Below are 22,566 nucleotides of genomic sequence, written 5' to 3' on the forward strand. Positions count from 1 at the left end.
TATGAAGAAAAGGAAAAGCGGGGACTGGTCAAGCTTAACCTCGTAGGGCTGTGCTTCACTTTCGGCGCGATGCTCTCTGCCGCCACAATAATAGGACTGGTCGCTGTCATGCCTGTGGTGCTTTCCTATCTTTGGCTCGACCTATTCAAGGAGCACATGGCCCTGCTTCTGAGGTGGCCGTTGTTGCTTTTGATCGCAGCCGCAGCGACCACCGCCGTATACCGCTTCGGTCCGAGCCGCGAGCCCGCCAAGCTCCGATGGATGACGTGGGGTAGCGTTCTCGTGACCGTTTCATGGTTTGCAATGTCGCTCGGTTTTTCGTTCTACCTAAACCACTTCGCCAACTACGACGCGACCTATGGCACCCTCGGCGCGCTGATCGGCTTCCTGGTCTGGATATGGCTGTCGATTATCATCCTGATCGTGGGAGGCGAGCTGAACGCCGAGCTGGAACACCAGACGGCGAAGGACACCACCACGGGAGTGCCATTGCCGATGGGATCACGCGGAGCCTATGTGCGGACACCACCGCAGACCGGCTGCGCTGACAGGACGGACGCCACCTTCGCAGCCGGTCAGCACGGAAGTGTAAGTTCGCCCATCTTGCATGCCGAGCCTCCCACCCGCCGGGCCCGTGGTCGCGGTCGCTTGGTTTCGAGTCCTCGCCAGGGATGAAGGCGAGGATCAGAAGCGCCTCGCTAGGGGTCCACGCTGTTTAAATTGAGGGAACGAACTCCGAAGTCGCGGCTTTCCTTTGAGCCGAACAAAGGAGACGGATCATGGGAAGCATATCGGACAAGATCAAAGGCAAGACTAACGAAGTCGCTGGCAAGGCGCGTCAGGCGGTCGGCAAGGCCGCGGATAATCGAGAAGAGCAGGCAAAGGGCAGCGTTCAGGAAGCCAAGGGCAAGGCCCAGGTTGCCAAGGGCGAGGCCAAGGATGCCCTCAAGAAGGTCGTCGACAAGGCGTAGCAAAAAGCAATCCAGCACAGTCAAATTCGGCCCACCCACTGCACGCTATCCATAGCCGCGCGTCCTGGAGCAGGAAAGCCGCGCGTCCTGGAGCAGGAAGCTCTCCAGACCGTGCTTGCCCGAGCCGACCTGCCGCGGAGCAGATTGCGCTTCACCAGAACTGATCTGTAGGGGGGCATGCGGAAATTATTCCGCGCCTTATCCGTTAAATACCTGCTCGCGACCCTATGATGCAGGGCTTTCAGTAGAACCGTAAGAACGAACAAACGTTTCGTGAGGCGGCTGTTTTGCTGTACGCCGCCTCACTGCCTTAATGCATGCAGCTATCAAGCCAGTCGGACTGCTGTTACCCGCGCCTAGGCGTGAGCGTGAGGATGATGCACATCCCAGACTGCCCATAGCGATATCGCAGCGACGAGCACTCCCATGATGACGGCCGTCCACATCGCTGCTGCGCTGGCCGCAAAGCCGAGTGCCCATGGCGAGGCAATCAACCACAGGCCGACAACTAGGTTTGCCCATTCCTCCCATTCGGCGAAAGCTGAAAGCGCCGTGATCGCCAGGGCGCCGAGAATGATGCCGACGATCCATGCGTTCCAGGTCGGCGCGGCTTCAGCCGCAAAGCCGACAACCCATGGCGAGATGAACAAGCATACCGCCAGGACTAGGTTGACCCAATCCTGTATCTTTCTTCCTTCCATCAGTGTGTTTGGCATAACAACCTCCCAGCATGATGCCTAGCAAAGCATCATTCCCGCGTGCACTGCACGCCTATTAATATAAGTAATTTCTGATGTTCATCATTCAAGTGGCTGCGCCGATGAGGTCTTCGCGTCGAATGGCGATCTTCGTCTTCATGATTTGGCAGTGAAGACCGGAGTTGTTCGACCCACGGCATTGATTTTGCCGTTTTGTGTAACATGTTCACGTCATTGCCAATTCCTATCAGGGGAAATCGATGCCGAAATCCATGCTCGCCTTCGCCTGCCTCGCGGCACTGCTGCTTTCGTCTTGCGGAAATACGGCCTGGGGCCTCAAGCGTGACGGTCAGGAAACGAGCCGCGCGATGGACGACGCGTCGCATCGCGTGCTGTCCGCTGGGTCGAAAAAGAGGTAAATGTTGGGCTAAGCGAGAGGCAGAATCGGCTGCCCCTCGCGTTTGCGTTTCAGTCTTGATCCTACCGCAGCGGTGCTGCTGACGGAGTGATTGCCGGTTCCTTCGGCGAGAAGATGATGAAGGCGAAGAGCAGAGCGCCGGCGAAGATGATCAGTGACGAAACAGCGACGACCGGCTCCATGGCCGCATTGCCCCGCAGCATCATGTAGAGCGCCGGGACCAATACCGTCAGGCCCGCCGTGTAGATGTAATACTGGATCATAGCGATGCGGCGTTCCGCTTTCTTCGGGTTCAGTGCATGATACCCTCCGAATATCGCCATGCTGACCCAGCCCAAGAGATTACAGTGGGCATGGGCGCCGATGACGGTATGATCGTGGGAAATGGCCATGTTCAAACCGATGGCGATTCCGATAATGAAGAAGACGATTGCCGTCTTGAAGTAAAGTTCTGCAATGCGTGGCATATGTTCCCCCTATGTTCTGTACATGTAAAGAATACCACTTCCTTGCGGGTGGGAAAATGCGGAAGGTGAAAGTAAATCCACATCTATTGCAGGGAGAGACGCACTGCTCTCTTCGCGGCAGCGGCTCATTGCTTAGCCAAAGGCGACCCCTGATTTCGCTTTCTGTCCGTGAAGTATGGTTAATTTTTTAACTATCTCGGGGATATGACGGAACGGAAGCGTGCCGCCGGCCGTTAAGGCGGCGAACTGGAGGAGCCCATGATCTTTAAAATCGTTACCGCCAAATCCGAAGTCGAAACCGACGACACCGGCACCTATCCCGACGGTATCTTCGAGCCGAACCGCATCGATTTCAGCGCTCGCCGTAATGACCGCTATCCTTCGTCGCATGAGCGTGATTATGGCCCGAGCCGCAAGGTTGCGGTAATGCCGCTGGGCCTTGCCTGAGCGGTTCAGGCGGTCTTTTCCGTCAGCGCGCGGAATGGAAACTTGCGGCTGCATTCGCAGCGGATGATGTAGGTTTCCTGGAAATTCGAGGATTTTTGCTCGAAGAAGCCTTTGGGCAGCTGATCGATACGAAATGCGGGATGCTTGCGCGAAGGGTGGTCGTCCTCCGAGGCCTCGGCGAAACCGGTATTGCCGCATTGCGGGCAGGTCAGCTTTTTCGAAAAACGGTCTCGTGCGGCCATCGGCTTCCTTTACATTTTTTCACCGCGTCATACAGCTGAAAGGGTGCACATGAAAGCCACAATGCTTTCATACAGCGGCACCGGCCCATTCAAGGTGCAGGTGCTTCGACCTGGGGCGGGGGTCGTGTAGAGCCGGTCGTCGCCTGATCAGGACCGGGTGAAATGGCTATGCTGCCAATGATGATGACAACGGCGATCGCTCCGGCGATCCCGAAGGTCCAGATCAACCAGCTCCGGCGCTCTTCCGCCAGCAGGCGCGTTTCTTCCTCGGCGGGCGACGGCGGGACGGGCTCACCGCGTTCCTTGGGTTCATCAGTCATGAAAACTCCCTCTTTTATCTGGAACAAGCGCCTCTCCAGATTGTTCCGTTGCCGAAGGAGCTAAAGACTGTCCCGGCTTTCGAATAGCAGCGAGCGAGGGCGGGACTATGGCCACTGCGGGCCTATTCGGCAGGATGTCCCACGCCGTCGAAGCTGGCTTGAGCGAGCTCCGCCGTTGCAGAGACGGGGGCCTGATTGTCCACCGAGACGACGGCGGCCGGAAGCGGCGTGCCGCGCTTGCGTTCGCGGGCGAGCGTCAGCAGGCCCGAGCAGATGATCAAAACGATGCCGGCGGCCATCGGGAGATCGATGGTATCATCAAAGATGAGATAGCCGAAGACGATTGCCCAGATCATCTGGCTGTACTGAGGCGGGGCGACCAGGTTTGCGGGCGCGAAGCGGGCCGCCGTCATGAGAAGCACGTTGCCGATCGCCCCAAGAATGCCATAGCTCGCCATGAAGAGCCACTCGCGCGGCGTTGGAACGGCAATATCCGAGAGCATCAGAAGGCCGCTGACGATCAGCGTTCCGACAAGCCCGGCGCCATAGAGTGAAATGCGCTTTTCGGCAGGCCCCATTGCCCGGAGGATGACGATCGAAATGGCTGCGCTCAAGCCGCCGATTGCGGCCGCCAGATGGCCCGCCGACAATTCGCGAAAGCCCGGCCTCAACACGATCAGCACGCCGATGAAACCGACGACGACAGCCATCCAGCGCTGCCAGCGCACGTCCTCCTTAAGAAAGATGACCGAGAGAATCGTCACGAAGGAGGGCAGCAGGAAGAGGAGAGAAAAGGCCTCCGCCATCGGCAGCTTCGTGAAGGCGATGATCGAGGCGATCGCGCCGATCGCTCCGCAGACGAACCGGAGCGCCCACAGGATGCGGTTCGATGTCTGGACGATATCGAGCCAGGAATCATCCTGCGCTTTGATCACCGGCAAAACGACCAGGCCGAAGATCGAGCCGATGAAGGCCACCTGGTAAGACGGGATGGCACCGTGAAGGATCTTGATAGAGGCATCGCTGAAAGCGAAGACTGCATAGGCAGCGAATGCGACGACGACACCGCGGAGCGGTGAATGGGTGGGGGACATGTTCTCGAATCGAACTTGAGGAGGTTGTCTCCCGAATACGAAAAAAACCTTGCGGAGAGCAGGTGCGGTTGCGAATAGCTGCCATGCGAATGGGCACTGCTCTTTCCGTCTACGTCAATTCGCTGCGAAGCTCTGCTCCGTATTCACGGTAGATGCTCAGGCAATCCGTGTAACTTAGCGAACCGTGCTCACCGTAGATGATATGCACGTTCGACGCATCGGTTGCCGCTTGTTCGGAGACGAAGAGGATCGCCTCGCCAAGCGACTTGCCGGTGATGGGTAGGTCAGTTCCGTCTTCCTGTGTCATTCCCTTGACGATGGCTGCAATCTTGCGATGGCTGAAAACGGCGCGGCGGTCTTCCGGCGTCATCGAAATATCCTCGGTTGAATTCCGGCGCGGCGAAATCTGCCGCCCCGGTCATCATCAAACGTTTGTGAAGCCAATTTGTGCCGTTGATGCCTCAAGGATCGCGCAGGAACCGGAAATTGTAAGCGGCATGGATCGTTTTGACTTTTCCCGGCCGCATAAGGAGCGTATTCAGGGTGCCGAATTCCTGCCTGCCCGGTTCCCAGCGGCGTTTCGCACTTCTCCCCGCAATGCGCAATGGCATATCGATGACAACAGTACAGACGAGTGAAAAAACGGACGAAGCGCCGAGCGCAGGTCAGGCGAAGATCGTGGCGCTGGTCGTCGCCGTATCGTTCTTCATGCAAATCCTCGACGGCACGATCGTCGCGACATCGCTGCCGCAGATGGCGGCGAGCTTCGGCGTGCAGCCGGTCTCGATGAGCATCGGCATCACCGTCTACATGCTGACGATGTCGGCTTTCATCCCGCTTTCCGGCTGGCTTGGCGACCGCTTCGGTGCGCGGCGGATATTCCTGGCGTCGATTGGCGTCTTCACCGGGGCCTCGCTCTTCTGCGGCCTTTCCGGCAGTCTTACGGAATTCATCGTCGCGCGCGCGATCCAGGGCGCCGGAAGTGCGCTGATGACACCTGTCGGGCGCATCATCGTTCTAAAGAGTGCGCCGAAGTCTGAATTGGTGAATGCGATCGCGCTCATCACCTGGCCGGCGCTGACGGCACCCGTGATCGGACCGGTGCTCGGCGGCTTCATCACAACCTATGTAAGCTGGCACTGGAACTTCCTGATCAATATTCCAATCGGCCTTCTCGGCATGGCGCTCGTGCTGCGCTTCGTGCCGGAGCAGCGCGAAGAGAACCCGGGCCGTCTCGATGTGCTGGGCTTCATTCTGAGCGGTGCCGGAATGACATTCGTGCTTGCCGCGCTCGAGCTCTCCGTGAAGTGGGAAGGCAGCCTGCTTCTGGTCCTTGCCATGCTTGCCACCGGCATCGTGCTTTCCGTCATGGCTGCCCGGCATTTCCTGAAGGTGGAAAATCCGCTGCTCGACCTCTCGGCGTTCAAGGTCCAGACCTTTTCGATTTCGACGCTCTCTGCGGGCACGGCCTGCCGGGTAGCGATCAACGCCACGCCGTTCCTGCTGCCGCTGTTGTTCCAGCTTGGTTTCGGTTTGAACTCGATTGCCGCGGGCACATACCTGCTGGTTTATTTTCTCGGCAATCTCGGCATGAAAGCAGTGACGACGCCGCTGCTTGCGCAGTTCGGATTCCGCAATGTTCTTTGCGTGAATGGGCTGATTGCGGCTTTATGCATCATTGCGTGCGGCTTTTTCACGCCGGATACGCCGCTGGCGGTGATCTACGCAATACTGCTTGCGGCCGGTCTTTCACGCTCGATGGAATTCACCGCGCTGAACACGCTTGCCTTCGCCGATATCAGCCCGGCGCAGCGCAGCTCTGCCTCGACATTATCGAGCATGCTCCAGCAGGCCGCCATGCTGCTCGGCGTCGCTGTTGCGGCGGCCCTGCTTAATATCTCGACCGCGCTCCGCGCGGCGCCAGAGCCTGCGCTTGTCGATTTCCGCTGGGCCTTTTTGGCGGTCGGCCTTATGGGGATCGTCTCGTCCGTACGCTTTTTCAGTTTACCTGCAGATGCTGGCGCGGAAGTCTCCAAGCACAAGCGCTTTCAAGAAAAGTGAAGGCGACGGAACCATTTCGGTCCGGCTGCGTTAAGTTCCGGGTTTGCGCATCTTTCTGCGTTCGCAGTGTCTTTTTATCCCGCGGAGTCTCCAGCGGGCGGGTCATATTGCCGGCATGATTTCAAATGCGAACTTCCTTCGATTGAAGGTCTGTAGGGGGGCAGGGGCTTTGCCGCTGTTTACGCGCAATGGCCGATACAATACGACATTCGAATGCAGGCGACCCGGCCGCCGGGCAGTTGCGTTGCTGCTTGGCAAAGTCCGGAGGCCCAATGCGTGAATCCGCTGATGGTGCGGATCTCGAAATCCGCATCCTTTACATCGATGACGACGAGACGCTCGCGCTGCGGCTGAAGGAGAACCTCGCCCGCCATGGTTTCGCGGTGGAATGGGCGCGAGACGGCGCGGCTGGATTGAAGCGGATTGCTGAAGGCGGCATCGATGCTGTGGTGATCGACCATCTCCTGCAAACGGAAACCGGACTCGATGTCCTGCCACAATTGATGGCGCTGCCGGATCATCCGCCGGTGATCTATGCGACTGCTTCCGACGACACCGGCATTGCCGTTGCGGCATTGAAGGCGGGCGCCGACGACTATGTTCTCAAGGGTCGTTCCCCCGATTATTTCGACCTGCTTGCGGCGACGCTGGAGCAAGGGCTGGAACGTGCGCGCTTCCGGCGCGAGACGGCTGATGCACAAGAAGTGATCCGCCAGCAGAGGGACCGCGCCGAGATGCTGCTTGCCGAAGTCAATCATCGTATCGCAAACAGCCTCGGCCTTGTCGGAGCGCTGATCCGCATGCAGTCGTCGATGACGACGGACCAGGTGGCGATCGACGCGCTGCACGAAACGCAGATGCGCATCAACGCCATCGCGAGCGTCCACCGCCGCCTCTACAACAGCCGCCAGATCGGCACCGTTCAGCTTGACGAATATATCGAGAACCTTTTGAGCGAACTCGAGGCTTCCATTCGCGACGACAAGCGGCCGCACCGGATCGTTCTGACCGCCCAACCGATGGATGTGCCGACGGACAAGGTCGTCACGCTTGGCCTCATCGTCAGCGAACTCGTCACCAACGCTTTCAAATATGCCTATAACGAAGGTGTTGAAGGTGAGATCAGGGTCATCGTCGAGCAAGCGGGCGAGCAGTTGCGTCTCGTCGTGGAGGACGATGGCGCCGGCTTCGACAATTCCGGCCCCGCGAAGGGCACCGGCCTCGGCACGAAGATATTGACCGCGATGGCGGCAAGCCTCAAATCGGAGCTGACCTATGACCCGGCCCATCGCGGCACCCGGGCCATACTGGTCTTTTCCATCGACTGACTGGCGCAGGGAGGGGAGCGGTGGCCAAGATTTGCACGCCGGAGGAGGTGTATTCCTTCTGGTTCGAGGAATGCAGCCGCGAGCAGTGGTTCGATATGACGCTCTCACTCGATGAGGAAATTCGGCACCGTTTCCGGGATACGCACCTGGCACTGGCGGGCGGCGTGATCGGCTCCTGGCATGCGAGCCCGCAGAACCGGCTCGCCGCGGTCGTCGTGCTCGATCAGTTTCCGCGGAATATCTATCGGAACACGCCGCTTGCGTTTGCGACGGACGGATTAGCGCTTCGCGAGGCGAAACTGGCGCTCGAAGCCGGTGCCGATCAGATCGTCGAAGAAGAATGCAGGACATTCTTCTACCTGCCTTTCGAGCATGCCGAGGACATGGCCGAGCAGGAGCGATCGGTGATGCTGTTTCAGGCGCTTGGCGATGCGGAATATCTCGATTATGCCATTCGCCATCGCGACGTGATCGCTGCCTACGGCCGGTTTCCGCACCGCAACGCCATCATCGGACGAGTTTCGACGACGGCCGAACTGAACTATCTTGCCAGGCCCGGTGCCGGTTTCTGAGCGGCGAAAACAACTTCCGCCTTTCTGTCGCCTTTCTTTGCTATAAGAAGCAGGCCTCACTGATGAAGAGAATTCTTGCGGGGACATTTTGCGGCTGACAATCATTCTGCTCCGGACGTTTCTTTGCTTGATGCTTGCAGTATCGGCTGCCGGTCTGCCTGGCAGCTTTGCGGCTGCGCAGGAGCCGCCGCAACCGCAGGCGCAGACGGAGGCACCGGCTCCCCTTGCGGATACGGGGCTCGACCAAGCAGTCAGGGAGATCGAAAAGGCCAAGGCAAAGCTTGCGTCCCTGCAGGACGGCGTCAAGCAGAGCGCCGACAATGACGACGCCCTCGTCAGCCTGTCCACGCAGGTGGATGAACTGGGACGCCACATTCTCGCGACCTCCGTCAATCTCCGCCCGCGTTTCGATCAGATCAAGAGTCGTCTCACCGAGCTCGGCGATCCGCCGAAGGAGGGACAGCCGCCGGAAGCGCAGATCGTTACCGACGAGCGAAACGCGCTGACGGCAGAGCGCGCGCAGATCAATGCCGTGACCGGCGATGCCGAAAACCTCTCGCTTGCCATCAACAAGCTGATGAACGAAGTGGTAGAAACCCGCCGGCGGCTTTTTGCTGCAACTTTGCTGAGGCGCACCGAGGTTTCGGTGTCGGTGCTCGACGATGCGGCCAAGGCCTTTGTCGAGGAGGTTGGCGAGTTCCGGCAGGCGCTTTCGAGCTGGCTGAGTTTCGTGTGGAAGTTCAAGCGATTCGCGATGTTCGCCGCGATCTTCATGTCGCTCGCGACAGGCCTGGTCATTCTTTCAGGCGGCTACCGGATGTTCGGCCGCTACCTGACGCGGGACGACGGCGTCGAGAATCCTTCCTATATCAGCCGGCTCTCGATTGCCTTTTGGTCGACGCTGATCCGCACCTTCGCGCTTGCCGCAGTGCTGGTGACCTCATATATCTTCCTCAATGGTTTCAACGTACTGAGGCCGGATATTGCGCCTGTTGTCGCCGCTCTTTTCGCGGCGATCGGGCTGATCTATTTCGTCGGCCGCTTCAGTAATGCCGTCTTTGCTCCCCGGGAGCCGCAGTGGCGCCTCGTGCGCCTTTCCAACCGCGGCGCGCAATCGATCGGCGCCTGCTTGCTGGCGATGGCGATCGTCAATGCGCTCGACTACCTGTTCGGCAGCGTTAGCGAAGCGATGGGCTCACCGCTGGTTCTGACCGTCGTCAGAAGCCTGATTGCAGCGCTAATTATCGGTCTCATCCTGATCGCGGCCTCCTTCGGGCGTCCGATGCTGGCGCACGACGGCGATCCCGATGCGCCAGGGCGTCACTGGCCGCGCGGCATGGCGATCATACTTCGCGTGCTCGGCCTAGGTCTCATCGTGACCGCGCTGACCGGCTATGTCGGCCTTGCCCGCTTCGTCGCCACGCAGTTCATCATCACCGGCGCGATCATCGTGACCACCTATATCGGCCTGCTATCGGGCAAGGCGATTTCCAAGCAGGAGAGCTTCGGCGACACCTTCATCGGCCGCTTCCTGAAGAGTCGCTTCAATATGGGGCCGGTGGCGATCGATCAGGTCGGCCTTGGCGTGGGACTTGCGATCTATGCCGTTGCGCTCATGACCGGCATTCCGCTGATTCTGCTGCTCTGGGGCTTCCATATCCAGGATCTTCAGCTGATCGCCTACCGTCTGTTCACGGAGGTCCGCCTCGGCGGGATCAGCATTTCGCTGCTCGGCATCTTTACCGGTATTCTGCTTTTCGCCGGCGGTTATTTATTGACCCGCTGGATTCAGCGATGGCTCGACAGCAACGTCATGGCGCGAAGCCATGTCGATCTCGGCGTGCGCAATTCCGTCAAGACCGGCATCGGTTATCTCGGCGTCGCCGTTGCAGCGATCATCGGCGTTTCGGCGGCAGGAATCGACCTTTCGAACCTGGCACTTGTTGCTTCGGCGCTTTCGGTTGGTATCGGTTTCGGCCTGCAGAACATTGTCTCGAATTTCGTTTCGGGCCTGATCCTACTTGTGGAACGGCCCTTCAAGGTCGGCGACCATGTCGTCTCGGGCACGGCAGAAGGCATCGTCACTCGCATTTCCGTGCGTGCGACGGAGATCGAGACTTTCCGCAAGCAGTCGATCATCGTGCCGAACTCCGAGCTCATCAATGCTGCGGTCGGCAACTGGACACACCGCAACAAGGTCGGCCGATCGGAGATCCCCATTTCCGTCAGCTACCACACCGATCCGCAGAAGGTCATGGATATCCTTCTGGAGCTGGTCAACGAGGCGCCGTTCGTGCTGCGCAATCCGGAGCCGCATGTCGAGTTCCTGCGTTTCGGCGCCTATTCGCTGGACTTCGAGTTGCGCTTCATGCTGGCAGACATGGGCGAGGGCATGAACGTCAGGAACAACCTGCGTATCGCCATCCTCAAACGCTTCAAGGAGGAAGGGATCGAAATCCCGCTGCCGCAGAGCGATGTCATTTTTCACCGCGACCATGTGCCTCCGGCGCTGGAACCTTCCTCGACATCAGCAGACGACCAGCCTGTCGACGATACGGGTGTGATGGACAGCGGGGCGGTGCGCCAACTGCGCAGCAAAGCGGCCGATGGCAATCGCAAAGGCTAAGGATTTTATTCAGAGATCGTTCAGAGGCTTTCGCTTATAAAGCCTGGGCAATCGGGATTTCGCTGCTGGGGCAGCAGCGCCGAGACGCTCCAGGGGAGGGCGCATCGCTGCGCCGCGCTGAATGGCAAGGTTTGCCACGGTCATGTTTCTTTCGCTTCTCATCGCCGGGGGCGCTGAAGCGGCGACAATCACCAACACTGATCCGGCACCGGTCGTCGTTGTCGTCACAGAAGGCGGCAACCGCGTCGAGGTCGTCGTCGATGCCGGCGCATCAGAGACGCTCTGCGCCGCAGGCTGCTTCATGACGACGCCGGACGGCGACCGCATCGGCCTCGGCGGCGGCGAGACCATCGAGATAGTCAAAGGCTCGGCAATCATCAAGTAGACGTTTGCCGCACAGGCCTTCGCGCATAGTCTCTTAAGCATAAGTCGAGAAATAGCAGCCGGTCTTACGGACCGCCTTGGCTTCGCGCTACGTCGATTAACAAATACTCAAACGAATTGATGTATCGGTTCGGCCGGGGACAGAATTTCCATCAAAAGGTTTGCTATGTCATTTTTAGGCATTTCGGGAATGCAGTATTTCGGAGAGATGTTTGCTGGTGCGCGTATTATTCTCGCTGAAGATTCCAATGTCTTTACGTCGATGATCAGCAAACGGCTGAAAGAGCTTTTCGATATCGACGTCGAGATCTGCCGCAATTTCGAGGAATTGCAGCTTGCGTACGACAAGTCTTCCGAGCCGATCATGCTCGCGATCTCCAACATCAACCTTCCCGGTGCTGAGAAGGGCGAGGCGCTGGAATATCTAGTCGATCTCAGCATTCCGACCATCGTCTTTACCGGGACCTTCAATGAGGGCCTGCGCGACGAATTGATGGCGAAGGATATCGTCGACTACATCCTCAAGGACAACATCTTCGCGGTCGATCTGCTCGCAGAAGCGATCTGCCGCTTCCTGACCAACAAGCGCCATCACGTGCTGATCGTCGACGACAGCGCCACTGCGCGCGCGCTGCTCTCCAGCCGCCTGAGGCGCTATAACTTCCGCGTCAGCGTCGCCGAGAGCGGCGCCAAGGCGCTCGAGATCCTGAAGGCCAATCGCGACATTGGCCTCATGGTCACCGACTACAACATGCCCGATATCGACGGCTTCGAGCTTACGCGGCGCATCCGCGCCAAAATCGGCTCGCATCAGCTGCGCATCATCGGCGTCTCGTCTTCGTCCAACCGGCTGCTTTCGGCGCGCTTTCTCAAGGCGGGCGGCAACGATTTCATGCTGCGCCCGTTCATCGACGAGGAGTTCTATTGCCGCGTCAACCAGAACCTCGACACGCTGCTGCAGATCCAGACGATGAAGAAGGAGAGGGCCGTTGCCTGATTCGAGGATCGAACGCGGTAGCAGGAGGGGCCCCGGATGAATAAGGAGACCCCCGCCGTCGTGAAAATATCTCGAATTTTTGCAATTGCAGGTTACTTTATAGCCGCTCTGCCCCTTCAACCCATGCGGTCTCACGGCTATCGTCCCTGCCGCCGCAATGAAGGCCGATTCGGGTTTTCATTGCACTTGGGAGAGTAGGCGGCATGGCATTTCAGTCGGACTTCAGTCGGGACGGCTCGGGCCCACGCTTCGGAACCCAGAAGTTACTCCTGGTTGAAGATTCCCGGATGTTTTCCGCCGTGCTCTGCCATCGGTTTCAGGCTGAACTCGGCCTCAACGTCAAAGCCTGTTCTTCGCTGAGGGCGCTGCAGGAGGCTCTGGCGCAGGACGGTCAGGGCTTCACGATGGCCGTCGTCGATCTGAACCTGCCCGATTCGCCCTATGGCGAGGCGCTTGATTGCACGATCGAGCACAATGTACCGACGATCGTTTTTACCGCGACCTTCGATACCGCGACGCGCAACCGGATACTGGAACGCAACGTCATCGATTACGTCCTCAAGGACAATGAATTTGCGCTCGACAATCTGGTCGCGACCGTGCGCCGCGCGATGCTGAACCGCAAGATGCGCGTCCTCGTTGTCGATGACGTTCCGTCTGCGCGCCAGGTGCTCGTCGATCTCTTGAAGGCGCAGCAGTACATGGTCGTCGAGGCAACGTCGGGGCTCGAAGCTCTGGCTGCGCTTGAGGCCTATAGCGACATTGAACTCGTGGTGACCGACCATCACATGCCGGACATGACGGGCTATCAGCTGACGCGGCGCATCCGTCATCGCTTCGGTTCCGACAGGATGCGGGTCATCGGCATCTCCTCGTCCAACGACCGGATGCTGTCGGCAAGCTTCCTGAAGGCCGGCGCCAGCGACTTCGTTTACAGGCCTTTCGTGGCCGAGGAGCTTCAGTGCCGCATTGCCAATAATGTCGAGACGCTGACGCAGATGAAGCAATTGCGATCGGCCGCCGCATGCGATTATCTGACCGGCCTCTATAACCGCCGCTATTTCTACGATTACGGGCCGAGGGTCGTGAACGAGTGCCTGAGGCGGAAATCGCCGAGTTCAGTCGCTATCCTCGACATCGATCATTTCAAACGGCTGAACGACACCTATGGCCACGAGATCGGCGACGAGGTGCTGAAGGCGGTTGCAAGCCGGCTTGCTGCAATCTTCGAAGGCAGCGACAATCTGCTCTCGCGCCTCGGCGGCGAGGAGTTCGCGATCCTCTTCCCGATGGTGGATTCGGCTGCGGCAACGAAGCTCTGCGACGAAATCCGCTCGGATATTTCACGGCTGAAGGTGGCTGCCGACGACGAGGAGCTGTCGGTCACCATCTCGATCGGCGTTGCGGAAATCTCGGGCTACGAAACCTTCGAGAATTACCTCAACGCCGCTGACCAGTTTCTCTACATGGCCAAACACAAGGGCCGCAACCAGGTCTATTCCGACGCCAGGATGACGGAGGAAGCGGCGCAGTAGTGCGCCGCCATCTTTGTTATGCTGCGATCGCTTGGCGCGCCGTTGCCATCGTCAGCTTGCGCTCGGCGCGCTCCTGCTGTGGTGAGCGGTTGTAAAGTTCGCGATAACACTTCGAGAAATGCGATGCGGAGACGAAGCCGCAAGCGACGGCGACTTCGACGACCGGCATCGAAGACTGCACCAGCAGGTGGCGGGCGCGATCGAGCCGGATCTCCAGATAGTAGCGGGCGGGAGACCGGCCCATTTCCTGCCGGAAAAGCCGCTCGATCTGGCGGCGGGACAGGCCGGCGCCATCAGCGATCTCAAGCAGCGACAGGGGTTCGGCGAGATTGCCTTCCATAAGTTCGATGATCGACAGAACCTTGGGATTCTGGACGCCAAGGCGCGCGCGCAGCGGCAGGCGCTGACGGTCGTGCGGACTGCGGACGCGATCGGTCAGATGCTGCTCGCAGACACGGTTGACGAGCGCTTCGCCGAAATCCTGGCCGATGAGGTTCAGCATCATGTCGAGCGAAGCGGTGCCGCCGGCGCAGGTGTAGAGATTGCTGTCCACTTCGTAGAGGTCGGCATAGACCTCCGCCTGCGGAAAGGCTTCGGAGAAGCCCGGCAGGTTTTCCCAGTGGATCGCGCAGCGCTTGCCGTTCAAGAGCCCGGCCTGAGCAAGCACGTGCGCGCCCGTACAGAGACTGCCGACGGCCACGCCGCGATTGTAGGATTCGCGAAGCCAGGCATTGACGGACTTGTTGTTGAAATCCTCGACATCGATGCCCGAACAGACGAGCACCATGTTCGGGCGGTTTTCACCGCCGAGATGCCGGCGCTCTTCGGCAAGCGACGAATTGGCCTCGACGCCGATGCCGCAGGAGGAATAGACCTTGTTGCCGTCGACCGAGGTCAGCCGCCAGGTATAAGCCTGATAGCCGAGCATGCGGTTGGCGATGCGCAGCGTGTCGATCGCCGCCGAAAAAGGCAGCATGGTGAACTGGGGAACCATAAAGAAGACGAGAGAACGCTTCTTGGTCAGCATCTTGTTCATGAGAAAAATCCATGCTCGAGGGGCGATTGCCTATTCGTTGCGTGGAATGCGTCGTTCCGATGTCTCGAAAGCGACATTCGCATGGAAAAATGCGGCCGTGAAGAGCTATTTTGCGACATTGGCGGATTTGATCGTCGTCAAATGACGAAGACAGTCGGCAAAAGTTGCTGCATCGGCTTGTCTGAAAATATATGCCTCTGGAATTCAAGATTAAATCTGCGGAGCGCTGAAACGATGAAGGCGGCGCGGCCGGTGGGCTGGCGCCGCCTTCAAGCGGGGAGGTATGTCGCATTCATTACATAACCTTGCGTTCATCCGCGTCGTCCGCAGACGGCCAACCAATATCCTTGCGAATGTCGAAAGGCATGGATTCGATTTCCCGCGCGTTCTGCCACTGGTGCCAGGAATGTGCGAGCCTGCGGGCAAGGCTTGCTACATCAAAGTGCGCGTCGGAGGATGAGCTCTTGCCATCCCGGTAACCGATCGTAGTCATCATCGTTTCCTTTCTCACGGTTTGCGCTTGATGCTTAATATGCTCCTTGGCTATCCATCAAACAAACGAATAGATTTTATGGATACGATCAGATTTGTTGAACCTATCGGGGCGGTTCCCGTTTGCAGCCGCAGCCGCATACTGTCGGCACCAATTACTTGGAACTCTGAACCCAAAAGGGCCTCGACATACTGATCGCCAGAGATATCGCAGAGGTTCCGAAAGACGTGCGCTTCGCGGCCACCGCGGTATTGTTTGTCGAGCCACCGACAGCACAGCACATCAACGCCGTCCGGCGCCTTTCAGGTAAAGCGCCGTTCTCGGACAGCGTTGCAACCATGTTGATCAAGCGGCCTCAGAACGTCCTGCTAGCGGCGGTCCTGAAGCCAACTTTTACCGAAGATAAGATTCAAGAGATCGACGATTTCGACACGTTGGAAACTGACGGCCCCAATCTGTTCGACCTGCCCGGTTACGATGAGGTTAAGCCCTGGGCGAGGGATCTGATGGAGAATGTATCTCGCTGGCGTCAACGGACGCTGGAATGGAAGCTCGCCCGAGCCGGAGTATTGGTTTCGGGACTACCCGGTACGGGCAAGACTCTATTCGCTTCCGCGCTTGCGACCGCCCTGGGGATGAGGCTGGTTTCCACAACGGTCGGCGCCTGGCAATCGACCGGCACGTTGGATGATATGTTGGCAGCGATGCGAACGACCTTCCAGAACGTGAATGACGGAAAGGGCGCCGTACTTTTCATCAATGAAGTCGACGCAATTGGTACGAGGCTGGCCCGTCCTTCCGGACATCACGGCGATCATTATTGGCAGGTGGTTGTCACAGATTTCCTGACCCTCCTGTCGGGCCTCGGGGAGGGAGTCATAGTGGTGGCTGCCACGAACTACCCCGACTGGATCGATTCCGCGATCCTGCGTGCCGGAAGGATTGAGGACCATTTCACCCTTTCGTTGCCGAACAAACTGACGCGTGCGGAAATTCTGAGCCATCATACTGGTGGTGTCCTGCCGCTCGAATCCTTGGTTGATATTGCCGAGGATCTCGATGGGAAGGCAGGTGCGGATCTCGAACGCCTGGTTCGAGATGCTCTAAGGACAGCAAGGAGTGAAGATAGGGAACTTGAGCTGCGTGATTTGGAAGCGCAGCTTCCGGAAAAGCTGCGTTATACACCGGAGCAATGCCTGAGGCTCGCGGTCCATGAGTCCGGACATGCGTTTGCAGCACTAGCGCTCGGGCATGCGACCGCTGCGACAATCGAGATCAAGGACAGTTTCGATCCGAGCTTGGAGGATTCCTCGCTGGGACAACCACGTACGATCTGGTCCCGGACTACTTCCCAACCGCTACGACTTTGCGCAACCGGATAGCCGTGAGTCTTTCCGGGATGGCTGCAGAGGTTGCTGTGTTTGGCGACCCGTCCATCGGTTCTGGCGGCACGATTGGCAGCGATGTCGAGCGAGCAACGGCTGTCGCCCGGCGGATGGTTGGATCTTATGGTTTGGGCAAAACACCAGTCTTCATGGGCACCGTCAAGGAACTCGCCGACAAGCCTCTGCCCGAACGGCTGGAAGTCGAGGTCTCGCAGATTATCGATGAGGAGTACGAGCGCATGCTTTCAATGATGACGGAGGAACGCGAGCGAGTCCTTGCGCTGGCAGCCGATGTGGTGACCCACCGTATGGTGAAGATTGAGCGCGGTGGATTGGCGGAGGCGGCCTAAATCTATCGGCCCCCGCCCCCTGGGAGAGGTGATTTCGGACCGCGACGTCGATGGTGACACCGTGATGAATCCTCGATGAGTTCGCACGCAACAATGTCGGAGGCCGATATGTCGCACGATGAAAAGAATGATGAGGGCAAAGCGGGCAACGTCGGCCCGATCAGTAAACCGGAGCACTGCGACGAAAGGCTCGGTGGAGCACCGTCGAAAACAGGACTCGAGTCCGCTCAGGTCGGGCGCAAAATCGTGGGTCAAGGCAAACGCAGAGAAACCCTTAAGAGGCGCGCGAAAGACCGGGACTAGCTAAATCCTTTCCGCTGGCTCAAGTAAAGCGTCCGTTGCGGACCGGCTGGATCCGGATGAGTCCTTTCGCGGAGGATTCAAATCAAGCAGGGGTGGATATCCGATATATAGCGGATCCTACGAACATCAGGCCTGTGAGGCCTCTGAAGCTTGGCACGCCGCGATCACAACGGCCGGAAGGGGCTGTCGACACATTAACTGACACGCCGAGAAGGATTCGTGACGACAGCGACGCGGCGAAGGTGCTGCAACACTCGCTCTATCGACGGGTTTGCGCTCGCGAGGAGGTGGTGGCGTTGCCCAGCAATGAGTCATTGGGAACTGGTGCGAACTCGAGGCGTAATGCGGCGGCTGCTCAAAGGAAGGTTGCCTGCAGCGGCTCCCATTCCTTCGAGATAATGCTGGATCCGCACGGCTCTCGCGACGTGATCATGATTGCATCGTTCAGGGCCGGGCTGCGAGATGCTGAGCTTCCTCCCATGGCGCGTTCATCCAGACATCCGTCTCCTCCTTCGTCAGCAGCAGGACGGGCATCGCCTTCCCGTGAATGGGCTTCACAATGTCGTTCGGGTTCGTCGTCAGGAAACCGTATAGACCGTCTGTTGTCAGCCCGTCCTTCACCTTCCGTACGCTTGTCCACTGCAGCACGTGGATCCCGGCGAAGAACATAAGCTCTTTGCTTTCGTTTCGCCCGAACCAGGCATTCGGGACTTTCCCTCCCGGCTCCTGGCTGTCGGGATCGGGTTCAGCGAAAGTTGACACCGGAACGATGCATCTATGCTCGACGCCAAACCATTGCCTCCAATGCTTGAGATTGAGCTTCCGGACATTCGTCACGCCGCGATCAGGCTCCATCCGCAGGAGTTCGTCCATATCGAAAGACTTCCCCTTGGCCGCGAGTTTCGCGGCACGACCTTCGGCAGCTTCCTGCCTGGACGCGCGTCGGAGATGGCAGACCCCAGCGGGCATGGACGAGCTGCTTGCGGCCGTCGGCAGTGTTGCGGACGATCGGCCCCATCTGGTCAGGGTTCATTTGATAACTGGGCATCAACTTGATCATGCTCTCGGCATCGATCGCCCACTTCCGAATCCAGTCTTTGTCATCCATGCGGTACAAGTTGCACATCTCGCCCGAACCTCCTCCGGCACGTCAGTTGCGAGCGCCAGAATCCTTGCCGTCGGTGACGTTTGTCAACCCAGGTCGGGTTCACGCTGGAAGGCAGTCAATGGATCTGTCCGCTTGCCTCTGCCTCATTGAGATTGATCGCGTGATCGGCGAAGGCGTCGAGGTTCTCGAAGAACTGCATGCCTGTGAGGAATTTATAGACCTTCGCGATCACATCCTGAGGATCTTTAAACTGGTACCAAAGGGGCGGCGTAGCGAGGTCATGCATTTCGCCAGTCGATTTCACCATCATGAGGGAGCGGTACATTCCGCATCCGTCACCCGAGCGAACATCAATTGCGATATCGAACCTGCCCGACGGAGCGCGCGAGTGCTTGTTGTGAGCACTTGCCGTCAGAAGCTGGATGTCGGGTCTACCCTGGATCGCTTTTACCATCTCGTCGTGGGCCTCGACTATCTTAAACGGGCGAGCGGCCCCCAGTAAAGCTCGGTCATCGGAGCTACGGGCACACCAATGAGCACAGCTCCACCGCCGTTCGAATGCTTCTGCATCGTCGTTTTCCCACCTGCAATTTTTCAGATTGGCGACTTCTGTCACCTGGATGTTCTTAGTAATGTTCTGATATGCATCAATGTCAACAGTTTTGACCACCGAGTGATTCATTGTCGCCAACCTGCTGTTCTGTCTGGATATTTTGAAGTCGATGCGTAAGCGAATCCCGCTGTTTCCGCTGCTCTTGGCCGGGCTGGTTTTCTCATCCGTATCTGCCGGAGCAGAGCAATTTATCGGCCGCGCGTCGGTCATCGACGGCGACACGATTGAGATCGCCGGGCAGCGGATCCGGCTGAATGGGATCGATGCTCCGGAAAGCTGGCAGGCCTGTCGCGACGCGGCAGGGAGGCCGTACCGTTGCGGCAAGGATGCCGCGTTCGCACTCGACGAGTTCCTTTCGAAATCGCGCCCGATCCGCTGCGTGGGCCACGGCAAGGACAGATATCGGCGCGTTGTTGCCGATTGCTTCAGGGCAGATGGGCAGAGCGTGAATTCCTGGCTGGTCAGGCAGGGCTGGGCGATCGACTGGCTCCGATACTCGAAGGGCGTGTTCCGGGGCGATCAGGCAATAGCCCAGGGGGCACGTACCGGGGTTTGGCGTGGGTCGTTCGAAATTCCATGTGAGGCGAGGGCAGCGCGCTTAAAGCGGCGGGCGGCCTGCTGAGGCGCGGGATTCGCCGATGAATCCCCCAAACCTACAAGAGGCGCTTCGCGCCAGACGCGGTCACTAGGAAAGCCATTGCGTTCGTCATTAGGCTTTGGTCGCCTCTGCTCTGGTCGTTGGCTTCAGCAGGATGATGAGAAGCAAGCCGGCGACTATGAGTGCCGCGCCTTCGAGATGATAGCGTTGCAACTGTTCGCCGAGGATCAGATAGGCGAGCACGGCGATGAAGATGGTCTGAATGTAGAGGAGGACGCCAGCCCGAGCCGCCCCCAGTGCCTCGATGCTACGATTGAAGAGGTAGTACATGACCGCCCCGCCAGGGATCGCGACATAGGCGAGCGCCATAAGCCCGCTGCCGTTGAGCGTCGAGCGTTCGTCTGAGAATAGCTCGGACAGGTAGAAGGGCAGCGCCGTCAGCACCGCCGCACCGAGCAGCAGCACCAGAAGCGCAAGGCGATTCATATCGAATTTCGCGCGGCGGAGCAGGACGGTATAGAGACTGAAACAGAACGCGCCGGCGACGATCCACAGTTCACCCGGGTTGAAGTCGAGCCGCATCAGCGCGGCCGGACTGCCCTTGATGATGATGACCACGATCCCGAGAAAGGCAAGGATCGATCCGATCACCTGCCAGCGTCCCATCGGCTCAGCCAGAACGAAACGGGCAAGAATCATGGTGATGATCGGGATCAGGGCGATGATGATGCCGGCGGTAGTGGCATCGGCATGTTCGAGGCCGACAAAAATCAGTCCCTGGCAGATCGCAAGTCCCATACCGCCGATGGCGAGCAACTCGAGGCCGCGAGCCCGCACGAGCGCGACCATGGCGCCGAAATGCTGGTACACGATCGGCATCAGGATCGCCCAGGCGATCAGCACGCGCCAGAAGCAAAGCGCCCAAGGCGGCATTTCCGAAGAGACCCATTTCGCGGCGATATAGACGCCGGCCGACAGCAGCCAGCAGAAAACCCCCACGGAATAGGCGGCTGCAAGCGAACCGCCCGCCGCCTGTTCCGTCCCGACCGTGTCGCGATGGACCGCCAAGACATGTATCGCCATGGCCAAGTTATGCCACAGTTCCTGTGCGCTGCACAGATGAAGGCGGCGGCACTTCGCCTATTGCGCGAGGACGACCTCCAGCGTCGGCGGGCCGGCTACGATAAAACGCTGCATTTCGCCATGACTAGCCGCTGGCTGCTTGGGGCCGATCGCCGACGAGCCTCGGCCGCTTTTGCGCCAATAGCGGTCATCTCGATCCACCAGTGTTTGACGATGCGCGTCGAGCGGTTAGCTTCGCAAGGCATTGCGCATGTCTAAAGCGCCAGCCGCAACTGCGGCTTCGCTTCAGATCTCCGCCGTTCCAGCGAAGACACGCCAAGCAGGCGTATGCCTTTTCGCGGCGGGAAGATTGGCGCGAGAAGCATATCGACCACTTCTTCAAGTTCGGCGATCGCCGGCGGAGGTGCGGGAACCGTCTTGCTGCGGGTGATCTGGCTGAAGTCGGCATATTTGACCTTGAGGGTCACCGTCTTGGCGCCAATCTCATTGGCCTCGCAGTAGCTCCAGACTTTCTCAGTGAGCGGCTGAAGCCCTTCGCGCGCGCGTTCGTAGGAATGGATGTCCTGCGAAAACGTGTCTTCCGCTCCGATGGATTTCCGGACCCGGTCCGGCTTGACCTGGCGATTGTCGATCCCGCGAGCGATCCCATAGAAATATGGTCCTGACTTCCCGAAATGTTCGATGAGGGAGTCCAGCGTTCTTCCAGACGGGTCAGTTCGAACCAGGCGGCGGGAAAAGAAACGTGTTCCGGGAGGGTCGCAACGATGGCGACCACTGGCCCCCATACTTCCTCGCCGCGGTGGGCTTTCTGGCTCGCACTTGGATGGCAAAAAATGTTTAACCGTGCGCTTCGCAGGTCAATGCCGCCCGTGACCCGAAGCGCACGGCCAGAGGATGACACAAGGTTCAAAGCGATTTCAAGATCGGGCTGCCCGATCGCCTTTGGTCGGCCGAATGGCTCATTCGCCCGGCGAGGTCGAGCCTGCGTCCACTTCGGACGAAGCGGGGACAGGAGGGCACGCGTGAGCGGCAGCCGGATGACCTCCCTCTCAGGCTGCCATAACCAGAATTCCAGTGTAGGTAAGGTGATGCAGCAGTTGATCCGCTCCGTGTGCGGCCCAGTAGGCGCGGGTCGTCATGGCAGCCGGGTGGAGGTGCGAATGTACCGCCTTCACGTGGTCGATCAGGTAGTGGATCAGAAATTCTGCCACCGCCAGGAGCGTGACCGTCTTGGCATCCAACCCGAACAGCAAGAGCCCCGGAATGGTGCCGGCCGCGTGGATCGCTGCATGGGCATAGCCGCCCGGATGGTGGAGATCGCCCTTGCCACGAAGGACCCAGCCCGGCTGCAGTAGATAGTCAGCCGCGAAGTGCTTCGCCTGTAGCCAAGCCAGCAGGCTTATGAGTGAAAATGCACTCTCCATGCTGCCTCCTCCC

26 protein-coding genes and 2 pseudogenes are annotated in these 22,566 nt (G+C 59.0%); 15 read left to right on the forward strand and 13 right to left on the reverse strand.

Annotated features, from left to right (window positions below):
- Both A3C3_RS38235 and A3C3_RS0112325 read left to right on the forward strand, forming a co-directional pair.
- On the forward strand, positions 1-675 hold a 675-nt coding region (locus A3C3_RS38235), incomplete at its 5' end, for a YihY/virulence factor BrkB family protein (RefSeq protein WP_022714911.1).
- Between the two features lie 104 nt (positions 676-779).
- Complete coding sequence (locus tag A3C3_RS0112325; RefSeq protein ID WP_022714912.1) at positions 780-971, forward strand: CsbD family protein; 192 nt, start codon at positions 780-782, stop codon at positions 969-971.
- 356 nt (positions 972-1,327) lie between these two features.
- Here the strand turns inward: A3C3_RS0112325 and A3C3_RS0112330 are convergent, their stop codons facing one another.
- The gene (locus tag A3C3_RS0112330) at positions 1,328-1,687 is read right to left on the reverse strand and encodes an SPW repeat protein (protein ID WP_022714913.1); all 360 of its coding nucleotides are present in this window, start codon (positions 1,685-1,687) and stop codon (positions 1,328-1,330) included.
- Between the two features lie 242 nt (positions 1,688-1,929).
- On the opposite strand from A3C3_RS0112330, the gene A3C3_RS0112335 reads away from it, so the two are divergent.
- Entirely contained in the window at positions 1,930-2,088 is a 159-nt protein-coding gene (locus A3C3_RS0112335) for a hypothetical protein (protein ID WP_022714914.1), read from the forward strand.
- Between the two features lie 61 nt (positions 2,089-2,149).
- Here A3C3_RS0112335 and A3C3_RS0112340 read toward each other — a convergent pair whose 3' ends face one another.
- Positions 2,150-2,554 carry a heme-copper oxidase family protein gene (locus A3C3_RS0112340; RefSeq protein WP_022714915.1) on the reverse strand — a complete coding sequence of 135 codons (405 nt, stop codon included), beginning with the start codon at positions 2,552-2,554 and terminating at the stop codon, positions 2,150-2,152.
- Positions 2,555-2,812: 258 nt separating this feature from the next.
- Between A3C3_RS0112340 and A3C3_RS0112345 the strand changes: the two genes are divergently transcribed.
- The gene (locus tag A3C3_RS0112345) at positions 2,813-3,001 is read left to right on the forward strand and encodes a hypothetical protein (protein WP_022714916.1); all 189 of its coding nucleotides are present in this window, start codon (positions 2,813-2,815) and stop codon (positions 2,999-3,001) included.
- A gap of 5 nt (positions 3,002-3,006) precedes the next feature.
- Here the strand turns inward: A3C3_RS0112345 and A3C3_RS0112350 are convergent, their stop codons facing one another.
- From A3C3_RS0112350 to A3C3_RS0112365, 4 genes are all read right to left on the reverse strand, one after another.
- Positions 3,007-3,243, reverse strand: a complete 237-nt coding sequence (locus A3C3_RS0112350; RefSeq protein ID WP_022714917.1) for a hypothetical protein — start codon at positions 3,241-3,243, stop codon at positions 3,007-3,009.
- An 89-nt stretch (positions 3,244-3,332) separates the two neighbouring features.
- Positions 3,333-3,563 (reverse strand): hypothetical protein, encoded by a 231-nt coding sequence (locus A3C3_RS0112355; protein ID WP_022714918.1) that lies wholly within the window; start codon positions 3,561-3,563, stop codon positions 3,333-3,335.
- 122 nt (positions 3,564-3,685) lie between these two features.
- The gene (locus A3C3_RS0112360; RefSeq protein ID WP_022714919.1) at positions 3,686-4,657 is read right to left on the reverse strand and encodes a DMT family transporter; all 972 of its coding nucleotides are present in this window, start codon (positions 4,655-4,657) and stop codon (positions 3,686-3,688) included.
- Positions 4,658-4,766: 109 nt separating this feature from the next.
- Positions 4,767-5,027 carry a hypothetical protein gene (locus A3C3_RS0112365; RefSeq protein ID WP_022714920.1) on the reverse strand — a complete coding sequence of 87 codons (261 nt, stop codon included), beginning with the start codon at positions 5,025-5,027 and terminating at the stop codon, positions 4,767-4,769.
- 245 nt (positions 5,028-5,272) lie between these two features.
- Here A3C3_RS0112365 and A3C3_RS0112370 point away from each other — a divergent pair, with 245 nt between their 5' ends.
- The 7 genes from A3C3_RS0112370 to A3C3_RS0112400 all read left to right on the forward strand — a co-directional run bounded on the left by A3C3_RS0112370 (position 5,273) and on the right by A3C3_RS0112400 (position 14,160).
- The gene (locus A3C3_RS0112370) at positions 5,273-6,718 is read left to right on the forward strand and encodes an MFS transporter (RefSeq protein ID WP_028739593.1); all 1,446 of its coding nucleotides are present in this window, start codon (positions 5,273-5,275) and stop codon (positions 6,716-6,718) included.
- A gap of 272 nt (positions 6,719-6,990) precedes the next feature.
- Entirely contained in the window at positions 6,991-8,046 is a 1,056-nt protein-coding gene (locus A3C3_RS0112375; protein ID WP_022714922.1) for a sensor histidine kinase, read from the forward strand.
- 20 nt (positions 8,047-8,066) lie between these two features.
- Positions 8,067-8,618: a DUF924 family protein gene (locus A3C3_RS0112380; RefSeq protein WP_022714923.1), complete on the forward strand. Its 552-nt coding sequence runs from the start codon at positions 8,067-8,069 to the stop codon at positions 8,616-8,618.
- Positions 8,619-8,706: 88 nt separating this feature from the next.
- The gene (locus tag A3C3_RS0112385) at positions 8,707-11,244 is read left to right on the forward strand and encodes a mechanosensitive ion channel family protein (RefSeq protein WP_022714924.1); all 2,538 of its coding nucleotides are present in this window, start codon (positions 8,707-8,709) and stop codon (positions 11,242-11,244) included.
- 121 nt (positions 11,245-11,365) lie between these two features.
- Positions 11,366-11,629, forward strand: coding sequence for a hypothetical protein (locus tag A3C3_RS0112390; RefSeq protein ID WP_022714925.1), 264 nt, complete (start codon positions 11,366-11,368; stop codon positions 11,627-11,629).
- 165 nt (positions 11,630-11,794) lie between these two features.
- A complete protein-coding gene (locus A3C3_RS0112395; protein WP_022714926.1) occupies positions 11,795-12,625 on the forward strand; it encodes a response regulator in 831 nt (276 codons plus the stop codon).
- 203 nt (positions 12,626-12,828) lie between these two features.
- The gene (locus tag A3C3_RS0112400; protein ID WP_028739594.1) at positions 12,829-14,160 is read left to right on the forward strand and encodes a diguanylate cyclase; all 1,332 of its coding nucleotides are present in this window, start codon (positions 12,829-12,831) and stop codon (positions 14,158-14,160) included.
- A 16-nt stretch (positions 14,161-14,176) separates the two neighbouring features.
- On the opposite strand, the gene A3C3_RS48560 is transcribed toward A3C3_RS0112400, so the two are convergent.
- Positions 14,177-15,196: a GlxA family transcriptional regulator gene (locus tag A3C3_RS48560; protein ID WP_022714928.1), complete on the reverse strand. Its 1,020-nt coding sequence runs from the start codon at positions 15,194-15,196 to the stop codon at positions 14,177-14,179.
- A 295-nt stretch (positions 15,197-15,491) separates the two neighbouring features.
- Positions 15,492-15,689, reverse strand: coding sequence for a hypothetical protein (locus A3C3_RS0112415; protein WP_028739595.1), 198 nt, complete (start codon positions 15,687-15,689; stop codon positions 15,492-15,494).
- A 227-nt stretch (positions 15,690-15,916) separates the two neighbouring features.
- Between A3C3_RS0112415 and A3C3_RS0112420 the strand changes: the two genes are divergently transcribed.
- From A3C3_RS0112420 to A3C3_RS0112430, 3 genes are all read left to right on the forward strand, one after another.
- On the forward strand, positions 15,917-17,071 hold the full coding sequence (locus A3C3_RS0112420) for an ATP-binding protein (RefSeq protein ID WP_022714931.1): 1,155 nt from the start codon (positions 15,917-15,919) through the stop codon (positions 17,069-17,071).
- Between the two features lie 17 nt (positions 17,072-17,088).
- On the forward strand, positions 17,089-17,424 hold the full coding sequence (locus A3C3_RS0112425; protein ID WP_022714932.1) for a hypothetical protein: 336 nt from the start codon (positions 17,089-17,091) through the stop codon (positions 17,422-17,424).
- A 108-nt stretch (positions 17,425-17,532) separates the two neighbouring features.
- Entirely contained in the window at positions 17,533-17,727 is a 195-nt protein-coding gene (locus A3C3_RS0112430) for a hypothetical protein (RefSeq protein WP_022714933.1), read from the forward strand.
- 355 nt (positions 17,728-18,082) lie between these two features.
- Here the strand turns inward: A3C3_RS0112430 and A3C3_RS41440 are convergent.
- Positions 18,083-18,853, reverse strand: a pseudogene (locus tag A3C3_RS41440) (SOS response-associated peptidase family protein).
- A gap of 97 nt (positions 18,854-18,950) precedes the next feature.
- Entirely contained in the window at positions 18,951-19,517 is a 567-nt protein-coding gene (locus tag A3C3_RS0112440) for a hypothetical protein (protein WP_022714934.1), read from the reverse strand.
- 40 nt (positions 19,518-19,557) lie between these two features.
- Between A3C3_RS0112440 and A3C3_RS0112445 the strand changes: the two genes are divergently transcribed.
- Positions 19,558-20,070: a thermonuclease family protein gene (locus A3C3_RS0112445; RefSeq protein ID WP_022714935.1), complete on the forward strand. Its 513-nt coding sequence runs from the start codon at positions 19,558-19,560 to the stop codon at positions 20,068-20,070.
- 87 nt (positions 20,071-20,157) lie between these two features.
- Here the strand turns inward: A3C3_RS0112445 and A3C3_RS0112450 are convergent, their stop codons facing one another.
- The 3 genes and pseudogenes from A3C3_RS0112450 to A3C3_RS0112465 all read right to left on the reverse strand — a co-directional run bounded on the left by A3C3_RS0112450 (position 20,158) and on the right by A3C3_RS0112465 (position 22,553).
- Entirely contained in the window at positions 20,158-21,129 is a 972-nt protein-coding gene (locus A3C3_RS0112450; RefSeq protein WP_022714936.1) for a DMT family transporter, read from the reverse strand.
- 254 nt (positions 21,130-21,383) lie between these two features.
- Positions 21,384-21,827 (reverse strand): annotated as a pseudogene (locus A3C3_RS38245) (DinB/UmuC family translesion DNA polymerase); the annotation flags it as partial.
- A 351-nt stretch (positions 21,828-22,178) separates the two neighbouring features.
- Entirely contained in the window at positions 22,179-22,553 is a 375-nt protein-coding gene (locus A3C3_RS0112465) for a DUF3307 domain-containing protein (protein ID WP_022714939.1), read from the reverse strand.
- Between the last annotated feature and the right edge of the window lie 13 nt (positions 22,554-22,566).

This window comes from Rhizobium mongolense USDA 1844, from assembly GCF_000419765.1.
GTDB classification, from domain to species: domain Bacteria; phylum Pseudomonadota; class Alphaproteobacteria; order Rhizobiales; family Rhizobiaceae; genus Rhizobium; species Rhizobium mongolense.